Annotated in this window: 23 protein-coding genes; 20 read left to right on the top strand and 3 right to left on the bottom strand. The window is 41.2% G+C overall.

Annotated features, from left to right (window positions below; all coding sequences use genetic code 11):
• The first annotated feature begins 689 nt into the window (after positions 1–689).
• Genes KOL94_RS08820 through KOL94_RS08785 form a run of 8 tightly spaced genes read left to right on the top strand, consistent with a single transcriptional unit; the run spans position 690 to position 5,688 of the window.
• Positions 690–1,205: a YqeG family HAD IIIA-type phosphatase gene (locus tag KOL94_RS08820; protein WP_221565716.1), complete on the top strand. Its 516-nt coding sequence runs from the start codon at positions 690–692 to the stop codon at positions 1,203–1,205.
• A gap of 3 nt (positions 1,206–1,208) precedes the next feature.
• Positions 1,209–2,315, top strand: coding sequence for a ribosome biogenesis GTPase YqeH (gene yqeH, locus KOL94_RS08815; RefSeq protein ID WP_221565714.1), 1,107 nt, complete (start codon positions 1,209–1,211; stop codon positions 2,313–2,315).
• Positions 2,293–3,129 (top strand): shikimate dehydrogenase, encoded by an 837-nt coding sequence (aroE, locus tag KOL94_RS08810; RefSeq protein WP_221565712.1) that lies wholly within the window; start codon positions 2,293–2,295, stop codon positions 3,127–3,129. Before yqeH ends, aroE begins: the two co-directional genes overlap by 23 nt.
• A gap of 2 nt (positions 3,130–3,131) precedes the next feature.
• Positions 3,132–3,425, top strand: coding sequence for a ribosome assembly RNA-binding protein YhbY (gene yhbY / locus KOL94_RS08805; RefSeq protein WP_221565710.1), 294 nt, complete (start codon positions 3,132–3,134; stop codon positions 3,423–3,425).
• A gap of 4 nt (positions 3,426–3,429) precedes the next feature.
• Positions 3,430–4,014, top strand: coding sequence for a nicotinate-nucleotide adenylyltransferase (locus tag KOL94_RS08800; protein ID WP_221565708.1), 585 nt, complete (start codon positions 3,430–3,432; stop codon positions 4,012–4,014).
• Positions 4,001–4,576: a bis(5'-nucleosyl)-tetraphosphatase (symmetrical) YqeK gene (yqeK, locus tag KOL94_RS08795; protein WP_221565706.1), complete on the top strand. Its 576-nt coding sequence runs from the start codon at positions 4,001–4,003 to the stop codon at positions 4,574–4,576. The genes KOL94_RS08800 and yqeK overlap by 14 nt, the downstream gene beginning before the upstream one ends.
• Positions 4,573–4,926 (top strand): ribosome silencing factor, encoded by a 354-nt coding sequence (rsfS, locus tag KOL94_RS08790; protein WP_221565704.1) that lies wholly within the window; start codon positions 4,573–4,575, stop codon positions 4,924–4,926. The genes yqeK and rsfS overlap by 4 nt, the downstream gene beginning before the upstream one ends.
• Positions 4,927–4,938: 12 nt before the next feature.
• Positions 4,939–5,688 (top strand): class I SAM-dependent DNA methyltransferase, encoded by a 750-nt coding sequence (locus KOL94_RS08785; RefSeq protein WP_221565702.1) that lies wholly within the window; start codon positions 4,939–4,941, stop codon positions 5,686–5,688.
• 223 nt (positions 5,689–5,911) lie between these two features.
• Here KOL94_RS08785 and comER read toward each other — a convergent pair whose 3' ends face one another.
• Complete coding sequence (comER, locus tag KOL94_RS08780) at positions 5,912–6,739, bottom strand: late competence protein ComER (RefSeq protein WP_221565700.1); 828 nt, start codon at positions 6,737–6,739, stop codon at positions 5,912–5,914.
• Positions 6,740–6,837: 98 nt separating this feature from the next.
• On the opposite strand from comER, the gene KOL94_RS08775 reads away from it, so the two are divergent.
• The 3 genes from KOL94_RS08775 to KOL94_RS08765 all read left to right on the top strand — a co-directional run bounded on the left by KOL94_RS08775 (position 6,838) and on the right by KOL94_RS08765 (position 10,411).
• Positions 6,838–7,485, top strand: a complete 648-nt coding sequence (locus KOL94_RS08775) for a helix-hairpin-helix domain-containing protein (protein WP_221565698.1) — start codon at positions 6,838–6,840, stop codon at positions 7,483–7,485.
• A 61-nt stretch (positions 7,486–7,546) separates the two neighbouring features.
• A complete protein-coding gene (locus KOL94_RS08770) occupies positions 7,547–8,119 on the top strand; it encodes a ComE operon protein 2 (protein ID WP_221565696.1) in 573 nt (190 codons plus the stop codon).
• Positions 8,120–8,122: 3 nt separating this feature from the next.
• Positions 8,123–10,411: a DNA internalization-related competence protein ComEC/Rec2 gene (locus KOL94_RS08765; RefSeq protein WP_221565694.1), complete on the top strand. Its 2,289-nt coding sequence runs from the start codon at positions 8,123–8,125 to the stop codon at positions 10,409–10,411.
• A gap of 413 nt (positions 10,412–10,824) precedes the next feature.
• Here KOL94_RS08765 and KOL94_RS08760 read toward each other — a convergent pair whose 3' ends face one another.
• Positions 10,825–10,959, bottom strand: a complete 135-nt coding sequence (locus KOL94_RS08760) for a YqzM family protein (protein ID WP_221565692.1) — start codon at positions 10,957–10,959, stop codon at positions 10,825–10,827.
• A 345-nt stretch (positions 10,960–11,304) separates the two neighbouring features.
• On the opposite strand from KOL94_RS08760, the gene holA reads away from it, so the two are divergent.
• Entirely contained in the window at positions 11,305–12,339 is a 1,035-nt protein-coding gene (gene holA, locus KOL94_RS08755) for a DNA polymerase III subunit delta (protein ID WP_483298069.1), read from the top strand.
• Between the two features lie 236 nt (positions 12,340–12,575).
• On the opposite strand, the gene rpsT is transcribed toward holA, so the two are convergent.
• Positions 12,576–12,842 (bottom strand): 30S ribosomal protein S20, encoded by a 267-nt coding sequence (rpsT, locus tag KOL94_RS08750; RefSeq protein ID WP_221565688.1) that lies wholly within the window; start codon positions 12,840–12,842, stop codon positions 12,576–12,578.
• 212 nt (positions 12,843–13,054) lie between these two features.
• On the opposite strand from rpsT, the gene gpr reads away from it, so the two are divergent.
• From gpr to dnaJ, 8 genes are all read left to right on the top strand, one after another.
• Positions 13,055–14,158 (top strand): GPR endopeptidase, encoded by a 1,104-nt coding sequence (gene gpr, locus KOL94_RS08745; protein ID WP_260412261.1) that lies wholly within the window; start codon positions 13,055–13,057, stop codon positions 14,156–14,158.
• Positions 14,159–14,233: 75 nt separating this feature from the next.
• Entirely contained in the window at positions 14,234–14,587 is a 354-nt protein-coding gene (locus KOL94_RS08740; RefSeq protein ID WP_221565684.1) for a DUF3679 domain-containing protein, read from the top strand.
• Positions 14,588–15,079: 492 nt separating this feature from the next.
• On the top strand, positions 15,080–16,906 hold the full coding sequence (gene lepA / locus KOL94_RS08735) for a translation elongation factor 4 (RefSeq protein ID WP_221565682.1): 1,827 nt from the start codon (positions 15,080–15,082) through the stop codon (positions 16,904–16,906).
• 64 nt (positions 16,907–16,970) lie between these two features.
• Positions 16,971–18,110 carry a radical SAM family heme chaperone HemW gene (hemW, locus tag KOL94_RS08730; protein ID WP_221567636.1) on the top strand — a complete coding sequence of 380 codons (1,140 nt, stop codon included), beginning with the start codon at positions 16,971–16,973 and terminating at the stop codon, positions 18,108–18,110.
• A gap of 89 nt (positions 18,111–18,199) precedes the next feature.
• The gene (gene hrcA / locus KOL94_RS08725; RefSeq protein WP_221565680.1) at positions 18,200–19,234 is read left to right on the top strand and encodes a heat-inducible transcriptional repressor HrcA; all 1,035 of its coding nucleotides are present in this window, start codon (positions 18,200–18,202) and stop codon (positions 19,232–19,234) included.
• Positions 19,235–19,316: 82 nt separating this feature from the next.
• Positions 19,317–19,961 carry a nucleotide exchange factor GrpE gene (gene grpE / locus KOL94_RS08720; protein WP_221565677.1) on the top strand — a complete coding sequence of 215 codons (645 nt, stop codon included), beginning with the start codon at positions 19,317–19,319 and terminating at the stop codon, positions 19,959–19,961.
• A 218-nt stretch (positions 19,962–20,179) separates the two neighbouring features.
• A complete protein-coding gene (gene dnaK / locus KOL94_RS08715) occupies positions 20,180–22,012 on the top strand; it encodes a molecular chaperone DnaK (protein WP_221565675.1) in 1,833 nt (610 codons plus the stop codon).
• A gap of 139 nt (positions 22,013–22,151) precedes the next feature.
• A complete protein-coding gene (dnaJ, locus tag KOL94_RS08710) occupies positions 22,152–23,264 on the top strand; it encodes a molecular chaperone DnaJ (RefSeq protein ID WP_221565673.1) in 1,113 nt (370 codons plus the stop codon).
• Positions 23,265–23,296 lie beyond the last annotated feature (32 nt).

Here is a 23,296-nt window from a genome sequence, read left to right as displayed (position 1 = left end):
TTAGAAATTAGTAGGATCGGTCTTTTGAAAAAATGTTCTTGCTTTTAATGAAAGTATAAGTTCGAATATGATCAACATAGAGGAAAAGCGTTGAGGCTCGTCATAAAAGATTTTTATAAGTCATATTGAATTCGAAGCTAGCATAAACTTTTATGTTATGATGTAAACCTAGCTTACCATGAAATGGAATGAGGAACAATCGTTCTCTTATCCACAAATCGAAGTGGATAACTTGTGGGTAAAATGTTCATAAAGTAAATGATTGGTTAATTTTCAATGTGTATATTGTGAGTAAAGTTATCCACAAATTCTGAATAAATCGAAATTTGTCGAAAAGTTTTTGTTTTTTTGTTTTGAGGAGTTTATCTTTTGTTTAGGCTTTGTTAAAGAATAATGTTGATTTTTTCGAAATTCACTCCCTTTCCGCGGGCTCACCTGGCTCGCTTTTCCCGCAGGAGTGTCGTAAATTTAGGTTAAAATCAACAACGAAGATTACCAAAGCCTTTGTTTAAAAAGTTAGTTGCTAGGAATAGGATAGAGCGTTTTCCTCTGTCTATCATTTTTAAAATAGACACGTTTTTCAAAATGGATCTGTCTACAAGAAATGGTGAAAAAACATTGTCGATGGGTAAATTATTGATACAATATAGGTTGGATTGAAGAAGAATTGGATATGAGGTGTATTGGTAGTGTTTAAACAATTATTGCCTAATGAACATGTTCCTTCTATTTATGATATAGATGCGAATGAGTTATTAGAAAGAGGAATCAAAGGAATCATAACAGACCTTGATAATACATTGGTCGAATGGGACCGTCCTGAAGCTACACCTGAATTGATCAAATGGTTCGCAATGTTGAAGGATAAAGGTTTACAAGTGACCATCGTTTCAAATAATAATGAGGAACGGGTACGGAGTTTTTCCTATCCCTTGAATATCCCGTTTATTTTCCGTGCTCGTAAACCGATGACCAAAGCTTTCAAACGAGCAGCGAAAAATATGAAACTGCAGCATAATGAAGTGGTTGTCGTAGGAGATCAGATTTTCACAGATGTCCTAGGAGGAAACAGGCTTGGGTTATATACGATCCTTGTCGTTCCTGTCGCAAAAAGTGATGGGCTCGCTACAAAGCTCAATCGTTATATGGAACGCCATGTTTTGCAGTGGATGAAACGTAAAGGTTTAATTAATTGGGAGGAATGATCTTTGGGTAATTCGATATATTGTGAGGGCTGTGGAGTGCCCATCCAAACGGAACATAAAAAAGAGTTAGGGTATGCTCCTCCATCAGCATTGGAAAGGGAGCAAGTGATTTGCCAGCGCTGTTTCCGTTTGAAGCATTATAATGAAATACAAGATGTATCTCTTACAGACGATGACTACCGTAAAATCTTGTCAGGAATCGGTTCACAAGAAGCATTGATTGTGAAGATTGTTGACATTTTTGATTTCAGTGGAAGCTGGTTGACAGGCATCCACCGTTTTGTCGGAAATAATCCGATTCTGCTTATAGGCAATAAGCTTGATCTTCTGCCTAAATCAGTCAAACGGAATAAAATAAAGAATTGGATGAAGTATGAAGCCAAACAATTAGGTGTAAAAGTAATCGATGTCGAATTGATGAGTGCTGAAAAAGGAATGAGGGTAAAAGAAGTTGCAGCGACGATAGAAGAATATCGGAATGATAAAGATGTGTACATAGTCGGCGCAACGAATGTAGGTAAGTCCACGTTCATCAATCAATTGATCAAAGAATTCAGTGAAGAGACCTCAACATTAATTACGACATCACATTATCCCGGAACGACACTTGATCTCATAGAAATTCCATTAGATGATAAGAGTTCACTTTATGATACTCCGGGGATTATTAATCACCATCAGATTGCGCACTATATTAATAAGAAAGATCTGAAAAAAATCACACCGAAAAAAGAGATAAAGCCTAAGGTATACCAGTTAAATGACGGACAAACCTTATTCATGGGCGGTCTTGCGCGTTTTGACTTCGAGTCTGGACCGAAGCAGCCGTTCATATGCTACTTGTCTAACGAGCTTCCGATTCATCGGACAAAGCTCGAAAAGGCTTCAGACCTTTATGAAAAACAGGCAGGAGAACTGCTCAGCCCGCCTGATTCAGATGATTTAGGCCAATTGCCGCCATTAGCAAAGCATGAATTTTCCATTAAAGAGGATAAGGTAGATATCGTGTTTTCAGGACTTGGATGGATCACGATAACCTCTGCTCCTGCAAGAGTAGCTGCTTATGCTCCTAAGGGAGTGGGTGTCTATGTACGACAAGCACTTATCTAAGTATGCTGTGATAGGTGACCCGATTATGCAATCAATGTCCCCGGATATCCATAATGCATGCTTCGAACAAATGGGAATCGATGCAATATACGAGGCAGTCCATGTCCGAAAAGAGGAACTGGAACAAAAGGTAAAAGCCCTTATAGAAGCCGGTTGCAAGGGCTTCAATGTGACCATTCCACATAAGTTGGATATCATCGACCTTCTGGATGAAATCGATCCTTTCGCTGAGGCCATAGGAGCTGTGAATACTGTCATTTTGGAAGGATCTAAACTGAAAGGTTACAATACAGATGGTCCTGGATTTTATCAGTCCCTGCTTGAGGTTCATTCTCTCAATTTGAAGGAATCCAATATTCTTGTGATTGGTGCTGGGGGAGCTGCCCGTGCTATTGTAAAGGCATTTCTTTTGAATGGAATAGAACAGGTGACAATCACAAACAGGACCGTAGAAAAAGCCGTCCAACTTCTTGAAGGAAGTAATGGACAAGCACTCCCATTAGAGGAAGTGACATCGAGATTAGCCCGATATGATATTATCATCAACACGACACCGATTGGAATGGTCCAAAATATCAACGAAACACCAATTTCTTTGGATAATCTTGAATCACATACAGTCTTGGTTGATATCATTTATAACCCGTTGATGACGAAGTTTTTGAAAACAGGATTGGAAAAAGGATGTACGGTCCAAAATGGTGTGCCGATGTTCATACATCAAGCAGCACTTTCATTTGAACTTTGGACGGGGAGAAAACCTGACCTAGGTTTGATGAAGCGGACTGTTGAACAAAAGCTTGGAGGGAAATGAACATGTTAACAGGAAAACAAAAGCGGTTTTTACGGTCGAAGGCCCATCACCTGGATCCGATTTTTCAGGTTGGAAAAGGCGGCACAAATGAAAATATGTATTCACAAATCAATGATGCGCTTGAAGCTCGTGAGTTGATTAAAGTCAGTGTACTGCAAAATTGCGAAGAAGATAAGGACACTGTGGCTGAAACCTTAACGGAAAAAACTGGAGCCGAGCTTGTACAGGTAATCGGGAATACTATCGTTTTATATAAAGAATCGAAAGAGAAAAAAACGATCGAGCTGCCATCTTGATCCAATGAAAAAGAAAAAAGTTGGCATTCTAGGAGGTACCTTCGATCCTCCTCATGTCGGTCATCTCATCATGGCACAGGAGGCGCTTGAGCAATGTAACCTGGACAAGATATGGTTCATGCCCAGCGCATCACCGCCACATAAAAAGATTGATGGCGTATCGTCTGGAAATGCCCGCGTGAAAATGGTGGAGAAAATGATTGAGAAAGTGGAAGAATTTGAACTTTCTCTTATCGAGTTTGAACGTGAAGGTCCGTCTTTCACAGTCGATACGATGAAAGAGATGAAAATGAGGCATCCTGATTTTGAATTCTTTTTCATCATCGGGGGAGATAGTGTAGCGGCATTGCATACCTGGGAAAGGATCGAGGAATTGATAGAGATCGTTACCTTCATCGGCATTGAACGACCGGGACATGAGTTCAAAAACCCTTATCTTGATAGCATCATCGCAATTGAAACCCCGCTGATCGGAATTTCTTCTACAATGTTAAGGGAACGTTTCCGACAAAAGAAAAACACAAAGTATTATGTCACTGAAGCAGTCAAGGATTACATTGAGGTGAATCGGTTATATGACGAAGGATGAAGCGCTGAAAATTGTGAAAGAACAACTCACGGAGCACCGATACCAACATACGATCGGTGTCATGGATACAGCGGTTGAATTAGCTGAGAGGTACGGTGCAGATTCGGAAAAAGCAATGATGGCTGCGATATTCCATGATTATGCTAAATTTCGTCCAAAGGAAGAGATGAAAACGATCATTCTGGAACAGGGTCTTGGTGAAGATCTGTTACGTTATGGTTCAGAGCTATGGCACGCTCCGGTAGGTGCTTATCTAGTCGAAAAAGAAGCGGGGATGAAGGACGAGGAAATCCTTCTGGCGATCAGTAGTCATACTTCCGGCAGAGTAAGGATGTCTATGTTAGAAAAGATAATTTTTCTAGCAGATTATATTGAACCAGGAAGGCATTTTCCTGGGGTAGAGGACGTCAGAGAAGTAGCCAAAGAGGATTTAAATGAAGCTGTGAAGCAGTCCCTAATGAATACCATCACATTTCTTATGAAGAGAAATCAACTCGTTTTCCCTGAAACACTACACACTTATAACGATATCGTTCGTCAACAAGGAGGAATAAAGGAATGACAGCAAATGAATTGGTTGAATTATCAGTACGAGCTCTTGATGATAAGAGGGCTGAAAACATAGTCGTTTTGAACGTGCAAGGGATTTCACTTGTGGCGGATTACTTTATGATTTGCCATGGAAACTCTGAAAAACAAGTCGAGGCGATTGCTCGTGAAGTAAAAGATCGAGCCCAAGAAAACGGATACCCTGTCAAACGTTTGGAAGGATTGGATCAATCACGATGGGTCCTCATCGATCTTGGTGATGTCATCGTTCACATCTTCCATAAGGATGATCGCATGTATTACAACCTCGAGAAATTATGGGGCGATGCACCAACGCTGAACATTGAATCTATGCTGACATAATGGAGTGAAATCATGAGCTATCAACATTTTGCAGGATTATATGATCGGTTGATGGAGGATGCACCTTACGATATGTGGGTCAGTTTCGTCAACAAGGCGATTGACGTATACTGCAACGGTCCTGCAACCTCTTTACTTGATATCGGGTGCGGAACAGGCGAGATATCGATTCGCTTGTCGGAGAAAGGCTATAGTGTACAAGGAATCGATCTATCAGAAGAAATGTTGACTGTTGCAAGGGAAAAGACTGAACATAAAGGTTTGCATATCCCTTTCTATCAACAGGATATGAGAGATCTCGATGGTTTCAAAGAGCAAGACGTTGCGCTGATCTTTTGTGATTCTCTCAACTATCTTCGTACACCAAACGATGTGAAAACGGCGTTCCAATCCATTTCCAAATCATTGAAGGTTGAAGGTCTGCTCTTATTTGATGTGCATACATTATACAAGATAGAAACAGTTTTTTCTGACCATACATTCACGTTGAATGACGAGGAAATCAGCTATATTTGGGAATGTCATCCTGGTGAAGAAGAAGGAAGCATCCATCATGATTTATCCTTTTTCGTACATACCGGAAATGATGGATACAAAAGGTATGATGAGAGTCACTACCAACGAGCCTATTCCTTAGAAACATATCAATCATTACTTGATGAAACAGGATTTGAACTTCTCACTGTTACAAGGGATTTTACAGATCACCCGCCGAATGATACATCAGAGCGCCTGTTTTTTGCAGCAAGAAAAAAGGGCTAGACCAGGTATTTTATCTTTTGATTATTGAAATCAGGTAATTAAAAAAACGAAAAATGACCCATGACAAGGTCATTTTTCGTTTTTTTTATGTCGATAAGTGAAATTCACGATACTTCTGTCGGAAAAGCGAGTCATACGATTCCAGCAACGAGGAATAGCGCATACCTAAGGTTTGAAAGTAAAAAAAGGAAAATTGACATATGTGTCGAATCATACATTAATCCTAATATTGCTTTGTAAATTGTTGTTCCACTGCTTCGCAATCTTCAACGTATTTTGCATGGGTTCTCTTGATGACATTATTGAAAAGAGGACCAAGTTCCGCATCAAACACTTTTAACGCCTCTCCAGTAACACCGCCTTTGACACACACTTTTTGCAGCAAAGTAGGCAATGTATAAATTTCCTTTTCTAACAATTTACCCATCCCGACGATCATCTCACTCACAAGTTGAGTTGCTTGTTCTTTAGAAATCTCCGTCTCTTCGACAGCACTTTCGATATAAGCCTGAAGCAAGTAACTGAAGAAAGCAGGACCACAACTTGATAAATCTGAAGCCACCCTCGTAATCGATTGATCGATTTCAATTGGAGAAGAAATTTTGCTCATCAAATTTTTCAATCTTTTCTTTTGGGAAGGTGAACATCGTTTTCCATACGTGACTAAAGATGCCCCGGAAAATGCTCGGTTCGTGATACTTGGAATCACCCTTGCAACAGAACATGGACTTACTTCTTCTAATTGTTCAACGGATATCGGACTAGTAATCGAGACGATCAGCTTTTCATTGGTTAAACATGGTGCGATCTTTTCTATCAATGCATAATACTCAAGTGGTTTAACGCAGATGAAGAGTATATCCGCGAAGGAAGCGACTTCGCTGTTCGTTTTACCCACATTCAGGCCAGGATATTGTAGTTTCAATGCTTCTGCTTTTCGAGCAGTTCGATTGATGATCATTAAGTCGGACGGCCTAACAGCTAACGATTCCATAAAAGCAGAGATCAATATTGTCCCCATGTTCCCAGTCCCTATAACGCCCACTTTCATATATAAACCCTCCTCTTGACCGTCTTCTATCTTCAAATGTATGTGCCACTGACATCAATTATGAATAAAAACAAACCCCAGTAGGACCTAAAGGATCAATGAATGGAAATGAGGTGATTGTTTTGAATTGGAATTCCTTTTCTAAACGGGAACGTATTTTGATTTTAGTGATCATATTACTTGTTGGCGGCTTCTTTTGGATGTATCGAGGAGTTACGACAGGGCCTGATGACTCAGGAATACCGTCATCATTTGAAAAAAAGGAAGAGGAGAGAACTTTACCGAGTCAAGTGAAAAATCAGGAGACAGAAGCGAGAGTAGAAAATCGCTTAATCGTCGATGTTAAAGGGGCTGTACCTGCACCAGGTATTTTTGAAATGAAATCTGGACAGCGGGTAAATGATGCGGTTCAGCTAGCTGGTGGATTTAGTGAAGATGCTGACCAAAATAGTATCAATCTAGCACAAATACTCGTTGATGAAATGGTCATCTATGTGGCTGCAATTGGAGAAACAACTCCTCCTGTTGCTTCAACGGAAAAAGAAGATGGAATGATTGATATCAACCATGCAGAATCATCAGAATTAGAAACAATACCAGGAATAGGCCCTTCGAAGGCAGGAGCGATCATTTCCTATCGGGAGGAGAATGGGGGATTTGCATCGATCGAGGATTTGATGAATGTGCCAGGGATAGGTCAAAAAACGTTTGAACAATTGAAAGAATATATTACAGCTTCGAAATAAGATTGCACAGTGGACAATCTATCGATAAACTTAAAGGAACAAGGGAAGGGGGCTTTCGATTTTGGGTCGTATTTCATGGAACCAATATTTCATGGCACAAAGTTCGTTGCTCGCATTACGGAGTACATGTGAAAGATTAGCTGTTGGAGCAACGATTGTAAGAGATAAACGGATTATAGCAGGAGGTTATAACGGTTCAATCTCCGGTGGTGTCCATTGCAGGGATGAAGGATGTTATGTGATTGATGGGCATTGTGTCCGTACGATTCACGCTGAAATGAATGCACTTCTCCAATGCACCAAGTTCGGTGTACCGACAGAGGGTGCTGAGATATATGTGACACATTTTCCGTGTCTTCAATGTTGTAAAGCAATCATCCAAAGCGGTATTAAGAAAGTTTACTATGCAGCTGATTATAAAAATCATCCGTACGCAATCGACTTATTCGAACAATCAGGTGTCGAAACAGAACTTGTGGAATTGCAAGACCAGTATGATCTGACCTCTCATGCCAAAAGGGATTTCACTGCAGAATTACTTGAACAACTTTCAAAACATCTGAATGACGAGAAAGCTTTGGATCGTCTGAATGAACAGTTTGCATTACTATACGAACGTGATGGACATTCTTGAGACATGAAGATTCATTTTATTGCCATAACAGCCATCCTCGGGATTCTCACGACTCCAACCCGGTGGTGGCTGGGTTCTTTCCTTATTAGTTACCTCATCATCAACTTCTATCAGAAACGGTTATCCTTCCTCACCTGTATAGTGTTGACAGGTATCTATCTCTTTTTCGTCCTCTATACACCTTTTTATACTAATCTCCATGCAACACGATTGCCTCCAGATGAAACATTCATCACTGGTACAATCATTTCCACTCCGAATATCGATGGAAATCGTATCACCTTCCGCTTAAAGCTTCTTAATAAAGAAAAGATTCTCGTCAAGCATAAAATCCAAACAGAAAAAGAACAGGTTGAACTCAATAGCCTATATTACGGGGATGTTTGCAGGTTTTCAGGAGCATTGGAACTACCGGATGCAAACCGGAATTTCTACGGATTCAATTATCGTACTTATCTTAAAAACACTTTCAACATCCATTGGATTTTTAAGACGACTAAGCTTTCTATAACAGAGTGTGTAAGAGGGAAAGGGATACTTACTGCTTTACATCGTTTTCGTCAAGATAGTATTGGAAAGATTAATGAGGAATTCCCGGTAGGTCTTCGAGGGATGATGAACACCCTGATATTTGGCGATCGGAACGGAATTGAAGAAGATTTACAAGAGCGTTATCAGAGCCTCGGGTTGATTCATCTGCTAGCGGTTTCGGGGTTACACGTGGGAACGATTCTGGGGCTCATTTATTTTCTTCTCATTCGTGCGGGTGTCGTGAAAGAAACAGCCCTATGGATCTTACTACTATCCCTCCCCTTTATTATCTTACTGACTGGAGGAGCCCCATCTGTCATACGGGCAGGGCTGATGGCTGCTGTGGTGTGTCTTATCTTGTTGCTGAGAATCAAAATGACTACTTTCAATCAAATGTGTATGATCCTGCTCGGACTGTTGCTCTTTAAACCAACTTATATTTATTCCATCGGTTTTCAGCTCTCCTTCCTAATTACCGCTTTGCTCATTTTATCAAGCAAAACGATTTTACGTGATCTCTCCCTATACAAACAGCTAATGTACGGGTCCTTCATCGCGCAAATAGCTTCCTTGCCGCTCGTTTTATGGAATTTTTATGAGTTTTCTATTTGGTCCCTTCCTCTGAACATGATTTTCATCCCATTCATGACCATCGTTCTTCTCCCGTGTATCTTACTTACTTTTTTCATGTTCCTTTTGATCCCATTTCCAATGTGGGAGTTGCCGAGTACTTTTCTAAGTTTTATTTTCAAGTGTCTTCATCTTGTCATGCAATGGGTGGACAACCTTCCACTTGGGCTCATGACTCTTGGAAGACCGAATGCGATCCTGCTTTTTGGAATAGTGTTATCTTTTTATTACCTTTTGGTGTCATGGGAATTAAATTTTAAGCGATTGCTTTTACCATTTATCTTCATCATGTTGCTGATAGGTATTCAATTTGTTCATCAAAAATTGAATGCAAATGCCTATGTAACTTTTCTTGATGTCGGTCAAGGGGATGCAATCGTCATTGAATTACCGTTCAGAAAAGCAGTATACGTGATTGACACCGGTGGGATCATCCATTTCAATCAGGAAAAATGGATGGAAAGAAGCAATGAGTTCGATACAGGAGAGGATATTGTTGCAGATTTTTTAAAAGCACGTGGAATACGGAAGGTGGATGCCTTGATTCTATCGCATGGAGATTTGGATCATATTGGCGGTACAGAGGGATTGTTGGAAGAAGTGAGGGTAGAGCAGGTGGTGTATGGAAAATCAGATCATTTAGAGGCTTCAGAATTGGCGTTTTTAAAAGGGCTTGGTACACCCATTCAATTGTTAGAGGAGAATGTTTCGTGGAAGATCGGCTCATCCTCATTCCAGACCCTGAATCCAGGTCAAGCACGTGAGAGCCGTAACAATAGGTCGCTGGTTTTGTATGCGGATATTCATGATAATACCTTCTTATTTACAGGAGATATCGATCACAATATTGAGGAGAGGATTTTAAAGGACTATCCAACGTTGGAGGTGGATTACGTGAAGGTTGCACACCACGGGAGTGATACATCTACCTCACAACCATTCATAAACAGAATAAATCCGAAAGCTTCCTTTATTTCTGTAGGCGCAAATAACCGATATAATCATCCCTCATCCTCAGTCATCGAAAGATTGGAGAATCACAATATTGATATTTTTCGCACGGATGAACATGGTGCAATTATGGTAATTATTTCACCCGATCAAACACGTATAAAAACCGTTTCTCCATAAGATGATAAAGGGAAATCAACAGTCTTTCCAATAGTATTGTGCTAAATTCACTCCCTTTCCGCGGGTGATCCGCAAGCCTCCTGACTTGCACAGGATGTCAACACAAAAATGAAATCATTTTCGTGTCTGCGATGATAATTCTTAGAAGCTTTCCTTCTGCTGGCTTCGACGTTCACCACAGGACATGGTGGTATTTAGTCGAAGTTCATTAATATAGTCGAAGCTCCTTTTAAAAACAGTTGGGTCTTGCCTGGGTCGCTATTCCCGCAGGAGTGTCGTGAATTTCGTTTAAAGATATTCCTTAAAATCAACAATAAAGTATAACAAGCTAAAATAATAAAAGCGAAAGGAAAAAATCCCCCTCGCTTTTCTAAAACGTAAACGTATATGTACCCAACGAATTTCGGGTTTCTTTATAGCGCAACAGCTTTAATGATCACTGCCGTAAAGAAAATGACGGTGAAGAACAAGAACGAATAGAGAAAACCAAGTCCAGAATCAACTACATCATTGGTTTTTGCCTGTACATCTTTTTCAAAGTCATTCATTTCCGCAACCCTCCTGTTTCAACTCAAGTATACGGTATCTATCGCAAAAAATCCATATATCTATTTTTTACGATTAAGTGAAACTTATGCGATTCATGTCATTCATCAAACATCTAAAATCTTGCCCATATTGCTAAGAGTTGACACCTATACTTTCACCCTGCATAGGATAACATAACAATAAGCTTACGGGGAAGAGTTTTATCGTTAGTGGTGAAGCTTCCCGGGTCTTGACCGCTAACGTTTATATAAATGGAGGTTTGACTTTAGGGGTCGGACCTCCTTTACCCTGTACCTTGGCAATTTTATCATATATGCTTAAGATATTATAGTGGGGTGATGAAATTGTCTATAAAGGACTTGAATAAGAAGCTGAAGAATGGAACCTACTCTTCACTTTATTTATTATACGGAAAAGAAAAATACATATTGGAATATACGCAAAAAATGATTGTACAAGCTGTTTTGGAGGAAGAAACTGCTGATTTCAACCTATCCGCTTTCGATATGGAAGAGCAGTCAATTGATACTGCGATTGAAGATGCAGAAACCCTTCCATTCATGGGTGAACGTCGGGTCGTCATCCTACAGAATCCATACTTTCTGACAGGTGCAAAAACCAAAAGCAAGGTAGAACATGATTTGAAGCGACTGGAATCTTATCTCAAAGATCCATCCGAGCAAGCGATTGTCATTTTCGTCGCACCATATGAAAAGTTGGATGAACGGAAAAAGATCGTTAAGACGTTGAAAAAGCAAGCGGAAGTGATGGTAGCAGATAAAATGAATGTCAGGCTGCAAAAGGATTGGATTGAACATGCAGCAAAAGAAGCTAATGTCACAATCTCAAATGAGGCCGCAGAAAGGCTGATCCAACTTCAGGGTGAAAATTTGGCATTACTCATCAGTGAAGTCAAAAAGATGGCACTATATGTAGGCGAGGGGGAGCAGATCGACCCCCAAACAGTCGACGAATTGATTTCACGTTCTCTCGAAAGCAACGTGTTCACAATGGTCGAGCACGTAGCGAACCGCCGTATTGATTCAGCTTTACGAATTTGCTATGACCTATTGAAACAGAATGAAGAACCGATCAAATTGATGGCTTTGCTATCAAGACAGTTCCGAATCATCCTCCAGGTCAAACAATTACGGGTACAAGGACATACTGAAAAGAATATTGCATCAACTCTGTCGTTACACCCTTATGCAGTTAAAATTGCTGCAAAACAAAGTGCTTCTTTTCAGGAGGATGAGCTGAAATCGTTATTGATGAAAGCAGCCGATGCTGATTTTGAGATGAAAACCGGCCAAAGGGACAAGACGCTGACCCTGGAGCTTTTCTTGACCAGCCTCGCCCGGCAATCACAAACGAATTAAGTGTACATCAAGCTGACTCTCTGAAAAACAGAGGGTCTTTTTTGTGGAGAGTTGTTTAAGGGCACTACGCATTACGGCTGAAAAGGTCCTTTTTACGGCCGATTTAAGGGTTTATCGGCCAATCGACACAATTTGTTAAAAAGTTTGCCGTCCGTTAAATAACAAAGATCCAGACAAATAAAAAACGACCTGTTATGTAGGTCGTTTCAAATTCCAGTATTTCATTCACTTATGAATTAAGCGCTAAGGCCGTTTAATTGCTTTGCAAGACGAGATTTCTGTCTAGCTGCAGCGTTCTTGTGAAGGATTCCTTTACCAGCGGCTTTATCAAGCTTTTTGGTTGCAACCAAGAATGCATTTTTAGCACCTTCAGCATCGTTGTTAGCTACTTTCGTTTCAAAGTTCTTGATAGCAGTACGCATGGATGATTTCATCGCTGCATTATGTGCACGACGCTTATCGTTTGTTTTAACACGTTTAATAGCAGATTTAATATTTGCCAATTCCGTTCACCTCCTTGAATGCAACCGAAATTGCGGAAAATACAACACAAGATATTCTATCAAACCGTTCGTATAATTGCAATCTCTTTTGTACAAAGATAATCAGTTGCCGGCCCTTTTTTTAGGGGGAAATCCGAATCGAAAGAATGAAAAAAGTGGAAGAAGGCTATCCTATGTGATAATGCTAACAATAATCAGGGGTGAGCGTACCAATGGATAAAGATCTAGAATTATATAACGTCAGAACCGATTTGGCGATTGAATCCAATGAGATGATCACAAAAGAACAGGAAGAAGATTCGAAGCACAGGATCGATGGTGTCATCGTCAAAGAACGTGAAATGGATGGGATTAAACTCACTAGGGTTGAAATAGAAGAAGCTGGACAAAAAGCGACCGGAAAAAAACCAGGTATTTATTTGACGATGGAAATGCAAGGCATCCGACAGAAGGATTCCGCTTTACAGCAGCGGGTTCAGGATGTCTTTGCCCATGAGTTTGCTAACTTCCTTCAGGAGCTTCAGATTCCGAATGATGCAAGCTGTCTTGTAGTCGGTCTGGGAAATTTGAATGTCACACCAGATGCTCTCGGACCGCGTACGACAAATAACCTTCTCGTCACGAAGCATTTGTTTGAATTGGCACCAGAAAACGTAGAGGAAGGCTTCCGTCCAGTCAGTGCTCTTTCCCCTGGGGTCATGGGGACAACTGGAATCGAAACAAGTGATATCATCGTCGGTGTCATTGAAAAATCTAAGCCTGATTTCGTGATTGCAATTGATTCCTTAGCATCCAGGGCAGTGGAGCGGGTTAATACGACGATTCAAATCTCGGATACTGGCATCCATCCAGGTTCAGGTGTAGGAAATAAGCGTAAAGAATTGAGTCTGGAAACATTGGGGATTCCGGTTATCGCAATCGGTGTTCCTACAGTGGTTGATGCGGTCACGATCACAAGTGACACGATTGATTACATTTTAAAGCATTTCGGTCGTGAGATGCGTGAAAAAGATGATCCATCAAAAGCACTGACACCAGCAGGAATGACATTCGGCGAACGTAAAAATTTATCGGATGAGGATATACCGGATGAAGAAAACCGGCAGGCATTTCTAGGAATGATCGGAACACTTGAAGATACACAAAAAAGACAATTAATCAAGGAAGTCTTAGCCCCTTTAGGGCACAACTTGATGGTTACACCTAAAGAAGTGGATGTTTTTATTGAAGATATGGCCAATGTAATTGCCGGCGGTTTGAATACAGCACTGCATGGCCAGGTCGATCAACAGAACAGCGGATCCTATACACATTGAGTTCTAAGGGTATTACAGCTTGCATAGGCTTGTACCAACACTGATTTTACAATGGTTTCAGTAGGAGGAAGTCAGATGGTCCGGTTCATGATGAAGAGTTTCATACTGATATCCGTCCTTTTGTTCGGCATCCTGATCGGAATGCAGCAGGTCGGAGTTCAAATGGACAAGATGAAGGGTTCGGAAGGTAACAGCGCATTAGAATGGAAAGTCAATGATAGCGGCGATATTGAAGCGGAAGTACTCGGTTCGCAAATCACGAGCCATGACATAAAAGAAAAACAAAAAAAGCTTGAAGAAGTAGAAGCGTTCAATTTGTTTTCCAAGTTAGGAAAAATGGTTTCATCATTGATCAGTGAAATCCTAACAGTCATCATGACAGTGGTCGGCACAATACTGGACAAGATCCTGCACTTTCTGTTCACTTGAATTTGAAGAAGGATGGGCTCATACCGTATCTGTTCATCTCGATACGATAGGGCTGATCCTTCTTTTTTATGGATTTGGTTTTTATTTAAAATAAAGGCTCTTTTAAACTTTTTCTTGATTTTTCAAAATTCGCGACACTCCTGCGGGAAAAGCGAGCCAGGCGAGACCCCGCTGTTTTTAAAAGGATCTTCGACTATATTAATGAACTTCGACTAAATACCACCACGTCCTATGGTGAACGTCGTAGCCAGCAGAAGGAGAGCTTCTAAGAATTATCATCGCAGACACGAAAATGATTTCATTTTTGTGTTGAGATCCTGTGCAACTGAGGAGGCTTGCGGATCGCCCGCGGAAAGGGAGCGAATCTTATAATAATCAGAAATATTCCACAACACTCGTCACTTGCAGATAAATACAGAAACAATTGAATAAAAAGAGTGCTATTGCTATAATCAATGCTAGCTTAGTTGTACGACCTTAGGAGTGAAGAGAATGAGTAAAGATAAAAAATTAGAACGCCAATCGAGAATCCGTAACTTCTCGATTATTGCCCATATCGACCATGGGAAATCGACGTTGGCAGATCGGATTCTTGAGCAAACCAGTGCTCTGACGCACCGTGAAATGAAAGAACAAATGCTTGATGCCATGGATCTGGAACGTGAACGTGGGATTACAATCAAATTGAATGCTGTTCAATTGACATACAAAGCAAAAGATGGAGAAGAGTATATTTTCCATCTTATTGATACGCCTGGACACGTCGATTTTACATATGAAGTATCGCGAAGCCTAGCTGCTTGTGAAGGTGCTTTGTTGATTGTCGATGCTGCTCAAGGAATCGAAGCACAGACTTTAGCCAATGTTTATCTGGCACTTGAGAATGATCTTGAAATTTTGCCGGTCATCAATAAAATCGATTTACCGAGCGCAGAACCAGAGCGTGTCCGTAAAGAGGTTGAGGATGTAATTGGACTGGATGCTTCTGATGCTGTATTGGCTTCAGCGAAAAATGGCATTGGAATAGAAGATATTCTTGAGCAGATCGTTGAAAAAGTTCCTGCACCGCAAGGAGATCCGGAAGCGCCACTTAAAGCGTTGATCTTCGATTCGCTTTATGACAGCTACCGTGGTGTCGTCGCTTATATTCGAATTACAGAAGGTACCGTCAAGGTGGGTCAGAAGATTAAAATGATGGCTACTGGTAAAGAATTCGAAGTCAGCGAATTAGGCGTATTCACACCGAAACCAGTCATGAAAGACGAACTTACAGTCGGGGATGTTGGATTCTTGACTGCATCGATCAAAAACGTGGGTGATACCCGCGTCGGTGACACGATTACATCTGCTAAAAACGGAGCGGATACACCACTCCCAGGCTATCGTAAAATGAACCCGATGGTGTTCTGTGGTTTATATCCTGTTGACTCGAATAACTATAATGACCTTCGAGAAGCATTAGAGCGGTTAGAGTTAAATGATTCATCTCTTCAATACGAGGCAGAAACCTCACAAGCATTAGGCTTTGGTTTCCGTTGTGGTTTCCTTGGGCTCCTTCATATGGAAATCATCCAGGAGCGTATTGAACGTGAATTCGGAATTGATTTGATTACGACTGCACCAAGTGTTATCTACAATGTCCATCTGACTAATGGGGAAGAATTGATTGTCGATAATCCGTCAAATATGCCTGATGCACAATCGATTGAAAAAGTGGAAGAACCGTATGTAAAGGCATCGATCATGACGCCAAACGATTATGTTGGTGCAGTTATGGAAATCTGCCAGAAGAAACGTGGAAACTTCATTACGATGGAGTACTTGGATGATATACGTGTCAATGTCATCTATGAAATCCCGTTATCGGAGATCGTTTACGATTTCTTCGATCAATTGAAATCAAGCACCAAAGGTTATGCTTCCCTTGATTATGAATTGATCGGCTATAGACAATCCAAACTTGTGAAGATGGATATCTTATTGAACGGTGAGAAAATTGATGCATTGTCTGTCATCGTACACCGGGACTTTGCTTACGACCGTGGAAAAGCTGTCGTTGAAAAATTAAAAGAACTGATACCACGACACCAGTTTGAAATTCCGGTTCAAGCAGCAATCGGGCAAAAGATCGTCGCTAGAACCAATATCCGCGCATTACGTAAAAACGTCCTTGCCAAGTGTTATGGAGGCGACATCTCACGTAAACGTAAGTTGTTGGAGAAGCAAAAAGAAGGTAAGAAACGGATGAAGACAGTCGGGAACGTCGAAGTTCCACAAGAAGCTTTCATGTCCGTACTACGTATGGATTCTGACGATTGATAATATCCTGGTAAGGACTGGCCGACTGCCAGTCCTTCATTTTTATAGTGAGAGTGTGATGAAGATGGTAAAAGCTGCTTATGTCCATATACCGTTCTGCGAACAAATCTGCCATTATTGTGATTTCAATAAATTTTTGATAGAAGGACAACCGGTCGATGATTACTTGGATGCCATGGAACGTGAAATCGAAAAAATGTTGAAGGTGTATCCAGCAGAAACAATCGAAACGATTTATATCGGAGGAGGGACCCCGACGGCTCTTGATGATGTTCAGCTAAAACGGATGCTCGACATTATAAACATTAATCTTAAGCCGGGTGTCGATACGGAATTCACGGTGGAAGCTAATCCGTCTGTGACCGAAAGACAAAAACTTAAAATTTTAAAAGAAGCGGGAGTTAATCGGCTCAGTATCGGTGTGCAAGCATTCCAGGATACCCTCCTTTCAGCACTCAACCGGAATCATCGAAGGAACGATGTTGCGAGGATGATCAATGAGGCTCAGACGATTGGATTTGAAAACATCTCGATCGATTTGATGTTCGGATTACCAGGCCAGACACTTGAAATGTTCAAAGAATCTGTAAGTCTTGCACTTCAATTGAATGTGCCGCATGTTTCTGCTTATTCCCTTCAAGTAGAAAAACAAACGGTTTTTGGAATCCGCGATAAGAAGGGACAGCTGTCACTCCCTGGGGAAGAACAAGAATCGGATATGTTCGAATACCTGATCGATACATTGAAACAAAACGGTTTCGCCCAATATGAAATCAGCAATTTTGCAAAATCGGGATATGAAAGCAGGCATAACCAGATGTATTGGAAGAACGAACACTACTACGGCATCGGTGCAGGGGCTCATGGGTATGTGAGTGATATCCGCTACGAAAATGTCAAACCGCTCCCGCATTATATACGTAAAATCAATGAAGGGGTATTACCCCAAAGAATCGTGACTAGACTAGAAATAAAAGATCGTATGGAAGAAGAGGTTTTTCTTGGACTCCGTAAGATGGATGGGGTCAATAAAGCTCGCTTTTATGAAAAATATAACCTTGAAATTGAGGAAGTTTTTTCTGAACAGATTGATAAATTGACTGCAGATGGGCTCCTAATCAATGATAGAAAAAGTATTCGTCTCACGAACAGAGGACTTTTTCTCGGCAATGAAGTTTTTCAAGAATTCGTTGGTGTAATATAAATATTGACAAAGTATTTTCTCATTTGGTAATTTATAAATTAGAATTAGCACTCAAACAGAACGAGTGCTAACAAAGGGGATGAGACTCGATGTTAACGGATCGTCAGCTGTTAATTCTCCAGATACTTATTGATGAATATATACAGAATGCTGAGCCTCTCGGATCAAGGAGTATCTCTAAGCGGCAGGACATCACGTTCAGTTCTGCAACGATTCGAAATGAGCTTGCGGATCTTGAAGATATGGGTTTCATCGAGAAGACACACAGTTCTTCAGGGCGGATACCTTCTGAAAAAGGGTACCGTTTTTATGTGGATAACCTGTTGTCACCTGTAGAAATGCGAAACAAGGATATGAAGCGGATCCACTCTTTGTTCCATGAAAAAATGCTGGAACTAGAAATGTTGATCGAACATTCAGCGAATCTACTCTCTGAAATCACCAATTATACATCCATCATCTTAGGACCTGAAGTATATGAAACGAAGCTGAAGCATTTGCAGATCGTCCCTATTTCTAAAGGTACTGCGATATTTGTATTGATTACCGATACTGGCCACGTAGAAAAATATACGGTCGAATTACCGGATGTAATGGATGCATCTGATCTTGAGCGGACGGTCAACATTTTAAATGAACGATTGAAGGGCGTCCCGTTTTCACATCTGAAGATGAAGTTGCAACAGGAAGTTCAAGGTTTATTGAAAACACATCTTCATAATTATGAGAAAACACTTGATTTTCTGGCCCAGCTGTTCAAAAACGAGAAATCCGATAAAATCTATTATGGCGGTAAAACGAACATTCTCAATCAGCCTGAATTCCAAGATGTTGAAAAAGTGAAAGCTCTATATAATGCGATCGAGAAGCAAGATTTGATCCATCAGCTTCTACATCAAGGAAATACTGATAAGATCAATGTCAAAATCGGAGCTGAAAACACCATACAGGAAATGAAGAATTGCAGCCTGATCACGGCAAGTTATTCTATAGGGGGTCAGCATATGGGGACACTTGCCATCCTGGGACCGACCCGAATGGAATACCCGCGGGTGATCGGATTGCTTGATCTGCTTTCAAAAGATTTGACGAGAGTACTTACGCAACGGTATTATTCAAACTGATTGTGGTAATACCTTTATAAGGACGAAAACTTATTCAAAACATTTAAAGGGTGGGAGAACTCTTTATCTCCCATTCTTCAGTATGTTTTTTAACGGAATTAAGATTGATGATAGAGTCATTGATCAGTACAGGGAGGTGAGTGTAGTGGAAGAAAACAAACAGCAAGGTGTTCAAGAAAATGAAGAATCTATCGAAGAATCGAAAGAGGAAAATCGAGATGAAGAAACGGTAGAGGAATCTGCCGATAACACGATTGAGCTTGAAACTGAAGAAGCTAACCGAGTGACTGAATTGGAAAAAGAACTCGAAGAAATAAAAAATCGTATGGTCCGGGTGCAAGCTGACTATGATAATTTCCGCCGCCGTACGCGGGAAGAAAAAGAAGCGGCAGCGAAATATAGAGCACAAGGAATTGTAGAAGGGCTGCTTCCAGTCATCGATAACTTCGAACGTGCCTTGAATATACAAACTGATGTTGAACAAGCTGATTCTTTACATCAAGGAATGAAGATGGTTTATAATCAGTTGATTGAGGTATTAAAGAATGAAGGTGTTGAGGAAGTGCCTGGAGCAGGAGAGGTGTTTGATCCTCATCAGCACCAAGCTGTCATGCAAGTGCAGGAAAATGATTACGAAGACAATACGATCGTAGAGGTCCTTCAGAAGGGCTACAAATTGAAAGACCGTGTTGTACGTCCTGCAATGGTGAAAGTGAATTCAAAGTAATTAACTCTTTTTAAGTAATAGTTATTATTGGCAGTGTTGAAGTTAACGACACTCCTGCCGGAAAGCGAGTCAGGTACAAAACCTCACAGTATCACACACATCCATGGGCAAGTGAGGAAGTTTTTGTATTGCCTACGGAAAGAGTGTGTATTCCGCTAAGTGAACAAATTACACTTTCAGAATGAACACGCTACATATTAAATATAGGAGGAATTGTCATGAGTAAAGTAATTGGTATTGACTTAGGTACAACAAACTCTTGTGTTGCCGTAATGGAGGGCGGGGAAGCAACAGTTATCCCGAACCCAGAAGGAAACCGCACGACACCATCTGTCGTCGCATTCAAAGATGGAGAGCGTCTAGTCGGAGAAGTTGCAAAACGTCAAGCTGTTACCAATCCGAATACGATTATTTCTATCAAGCGTCATATGGGTACTGAATATAAAGTAGAAGCTGAAGGAAAAGAATACACACCCCAGGAAGTCTCAGCAATCATCCTTCAAAAGCTCAAAGCTGACGCAGAGGCATACCTTGGTGAAAAAGTTACAAATGCTGTCATTACAGTGCCGGCTTACTTCAATGATTCTCAGCGCCAGGCAACTAAAGACGCTGGGAAAGTAGCAGGTTTGGAAGTTGAACGTATCATCAACGAACCTACAGCAGCTGCACTAGCATATGGTCTTGAAAAAGAAGATGATCAAACAATTCTTGTATATGACCTAGGTGGAGGAACATTCGACGTGTCCTTGCTTGAACTAGGAGACGGGTTCTTCGAAGTTAAAGCAACATCTGGCGATAACGAACTTGGTGGAGATGATTTTGACCAAGCGATCATCGACTATCTCGTGAGCGAATTCAAAAAAGAGAATGGAATTGATCTTTCTCAGGATAAAATGGCTCTTCAACGTTTGAAGGATGCTGCAGAGAAAGCTAAGAAGGACCTTTCTGGTGTAACGCAGACTCAAATTTCGTTACCATTCATCACTGCTGATTCATCTGGTCCAAAACACTTGGAAGTGAACTTATCACGTGCCAAGTTCGACGAAATGACTTCTGAACTAGTTGAACGTACCATGGGACCGACTCGCCAGGCGATTAAAGATGCAGGGCTTACACCATCTGAGATCGACAAAGTCGTACTTGTTGGTGGATCAACACGTATCCCTGCCGTTCAAGAAGCGATCAAGAAAATCACAGGAAAAGACCCACACAAGGGTGTCAACCCGGATGAAGTTGTAGCACTTGGCGCAGCGATCCAAGCAGGCGTTCTTACAGGTGACGTCAAGGATGTTGTCTTATTAGACGTAACACCACTTTCACTAGGAATCGAAACAATGGGTGGCGTGAACACGAAGCTTATTGAACGTAACACGACAATTCCTACGAGTAAGTCTCAGGTGTTCTCAACAGCAGCTGATAATCAACCGTCTGTTGATATCCACGTCCTCCAAGGGGAGCGTGAAATGGCTGCAGACAACAAGACATTGGGACGTTTCCAATTGACTGACATCCCACCAGCACCACGTGGGGTACCGCAAATCGAAGTCTCATTCGATATTGATGCGAACGGTATCGTAAATGTTAAAGCGAAGGATCTTGGAACAAACAAAGAACAATCCATCACGATCACTTCGTCTTCAGGACTTTCTGAGGAAGAGATTGAAAAGATGGTTAAAGACGCTGAAGAAAATGCAGAAGCGGATAAGAAGCGTCGTGAAGAGGTTGATCTTCGCAACGAAGCAGATCAGCTGGTGTTCACAACTGAAAAGACTTTGAAAGATCTTGAAGGTAACGTTGATGAAGCTGAAGTCACAAAAGCAAATGAAGCGAAAGATAAAGTGAAAAAGGCTCTAGAAGGAGACGACCTTGAAGAGATCCGTACAGCAAAAGACGAATTGCAACAGGTTGTTCAAGAGCTCTCAACAAAACTTTACGAACAAGCTGCTCAACAGGCTCAAGCTGCACAAGAAGGCGGAGAAAATCAAAACGCACAAGATGATGTAGTGGATGCTGATTATGAGGAAGTAAACGACGATAACGAGAAGAAGTAACCACAATAAGGAAAAGTCAAAGTCAGTCTTCAAGGCTTTGACTTTTTCTATGCTGGGACAATTTAATGGCAACATGTTGCAGAATTGTAGACTATAATGATATGATAATCGTTATGTAAAAGAACCGGGAGTGAGAGTGTTGAGTAAGCGTGATTACTATGAAGTCCTAGGCGTTGACAAGAACGCTTCGACTGATGAAATAAAAAAAGCTTATCGAAAACTCGCTAGAAAATTTCATCCGGATGTCAATAAAGAATCGGATGCTGAGGAGAAATTCAAGGAAGTCAAGGAAGCCTATGATGTCCTGAGTGATTCTCAGAAGAAAGCCCACTATGATCAGTTCGGACACTCAGATCCTAACCAGGGATTTGGTGCTGGTGGAGCAGACTTTGGAGGTTTCGGTGATATTTTCGATATGTTCTTTGGCGGCGGTGGCGGACGTAGAAATCCGAATGCTCCGCGTCAAGGGGCAGATTTGCAATATACGATGACTCTTAAATTCGAAGAAGCTGTTTTCGGTAAAGAGACAGATATTCAAATCCCTAAGGAAGAAGAATGTGATACATGCTTCGGATCTGGAGCGAAACCTGGAACAAAACCAGAAACATGTTCTCATTGCGGCGGCAGCGGTCAGTTGAATGTTGAACAGAATACACCATTCGGCCGTGTTGTAAACCGCAGGGTGTGCCACCACTGTAACGGAACTGGCAAATTCATCAAAGATAAGTGTCAAACTTGTGGTGGAAAAGGCAAAGTGCGCAAGCAAAAGAAAATCCATGTGAAAATTCCAGCTGGTATCGATCACGGTCAACAGATCCGTGTAGCTGGAAAAGGGGAAGCTGGGGAGAATGGCGGACCTCCTGGAGATCTATATGTGGTAGTGCGTGTATCTCCGCATGAGCTTTATAAGCGTGATGGAGATGATATATTCATCGATATGCCGCTTACATTTTCTCAAGTAACACTAGGGGATGAGATTGAAGTTCCGACACTACATGGGAAAGTTAAGCTCAAGATTCCAGCGGGGACGCAATCAGGAACGAGCTTCCGTCTTCGCGGAAAAGGTGTTCAGAACGTTCGCGGGTACGGTCAAGGAGACCAGCATGTCAAGGTGAAAGTAGTTACACCGAAGAATCTGAACGAACGGCAAAAACAACTTCTTCGTGAGTTTGCTGATATCAGTGGTGAAACAGTAGATGAACAGCATGACAATTTGTTCAGTAAAGTAAAAAGAGCTTTTAAAGGCGAATAACAACTGAAATAATGTAACCGGACGATCCTGAG

It is taken from the genome of Alkalihalobacillus sp. TS-13 (genome assembly GCF_019720915.1).
Lineage (GTDB): Bacteria > Bacillota > Bacilli > Bacillales > Fictibacillaceae > Pseudalkalibacillus.
This window is presented reverse-complemented; position numbering and strand designations above follow the sequence as displayed.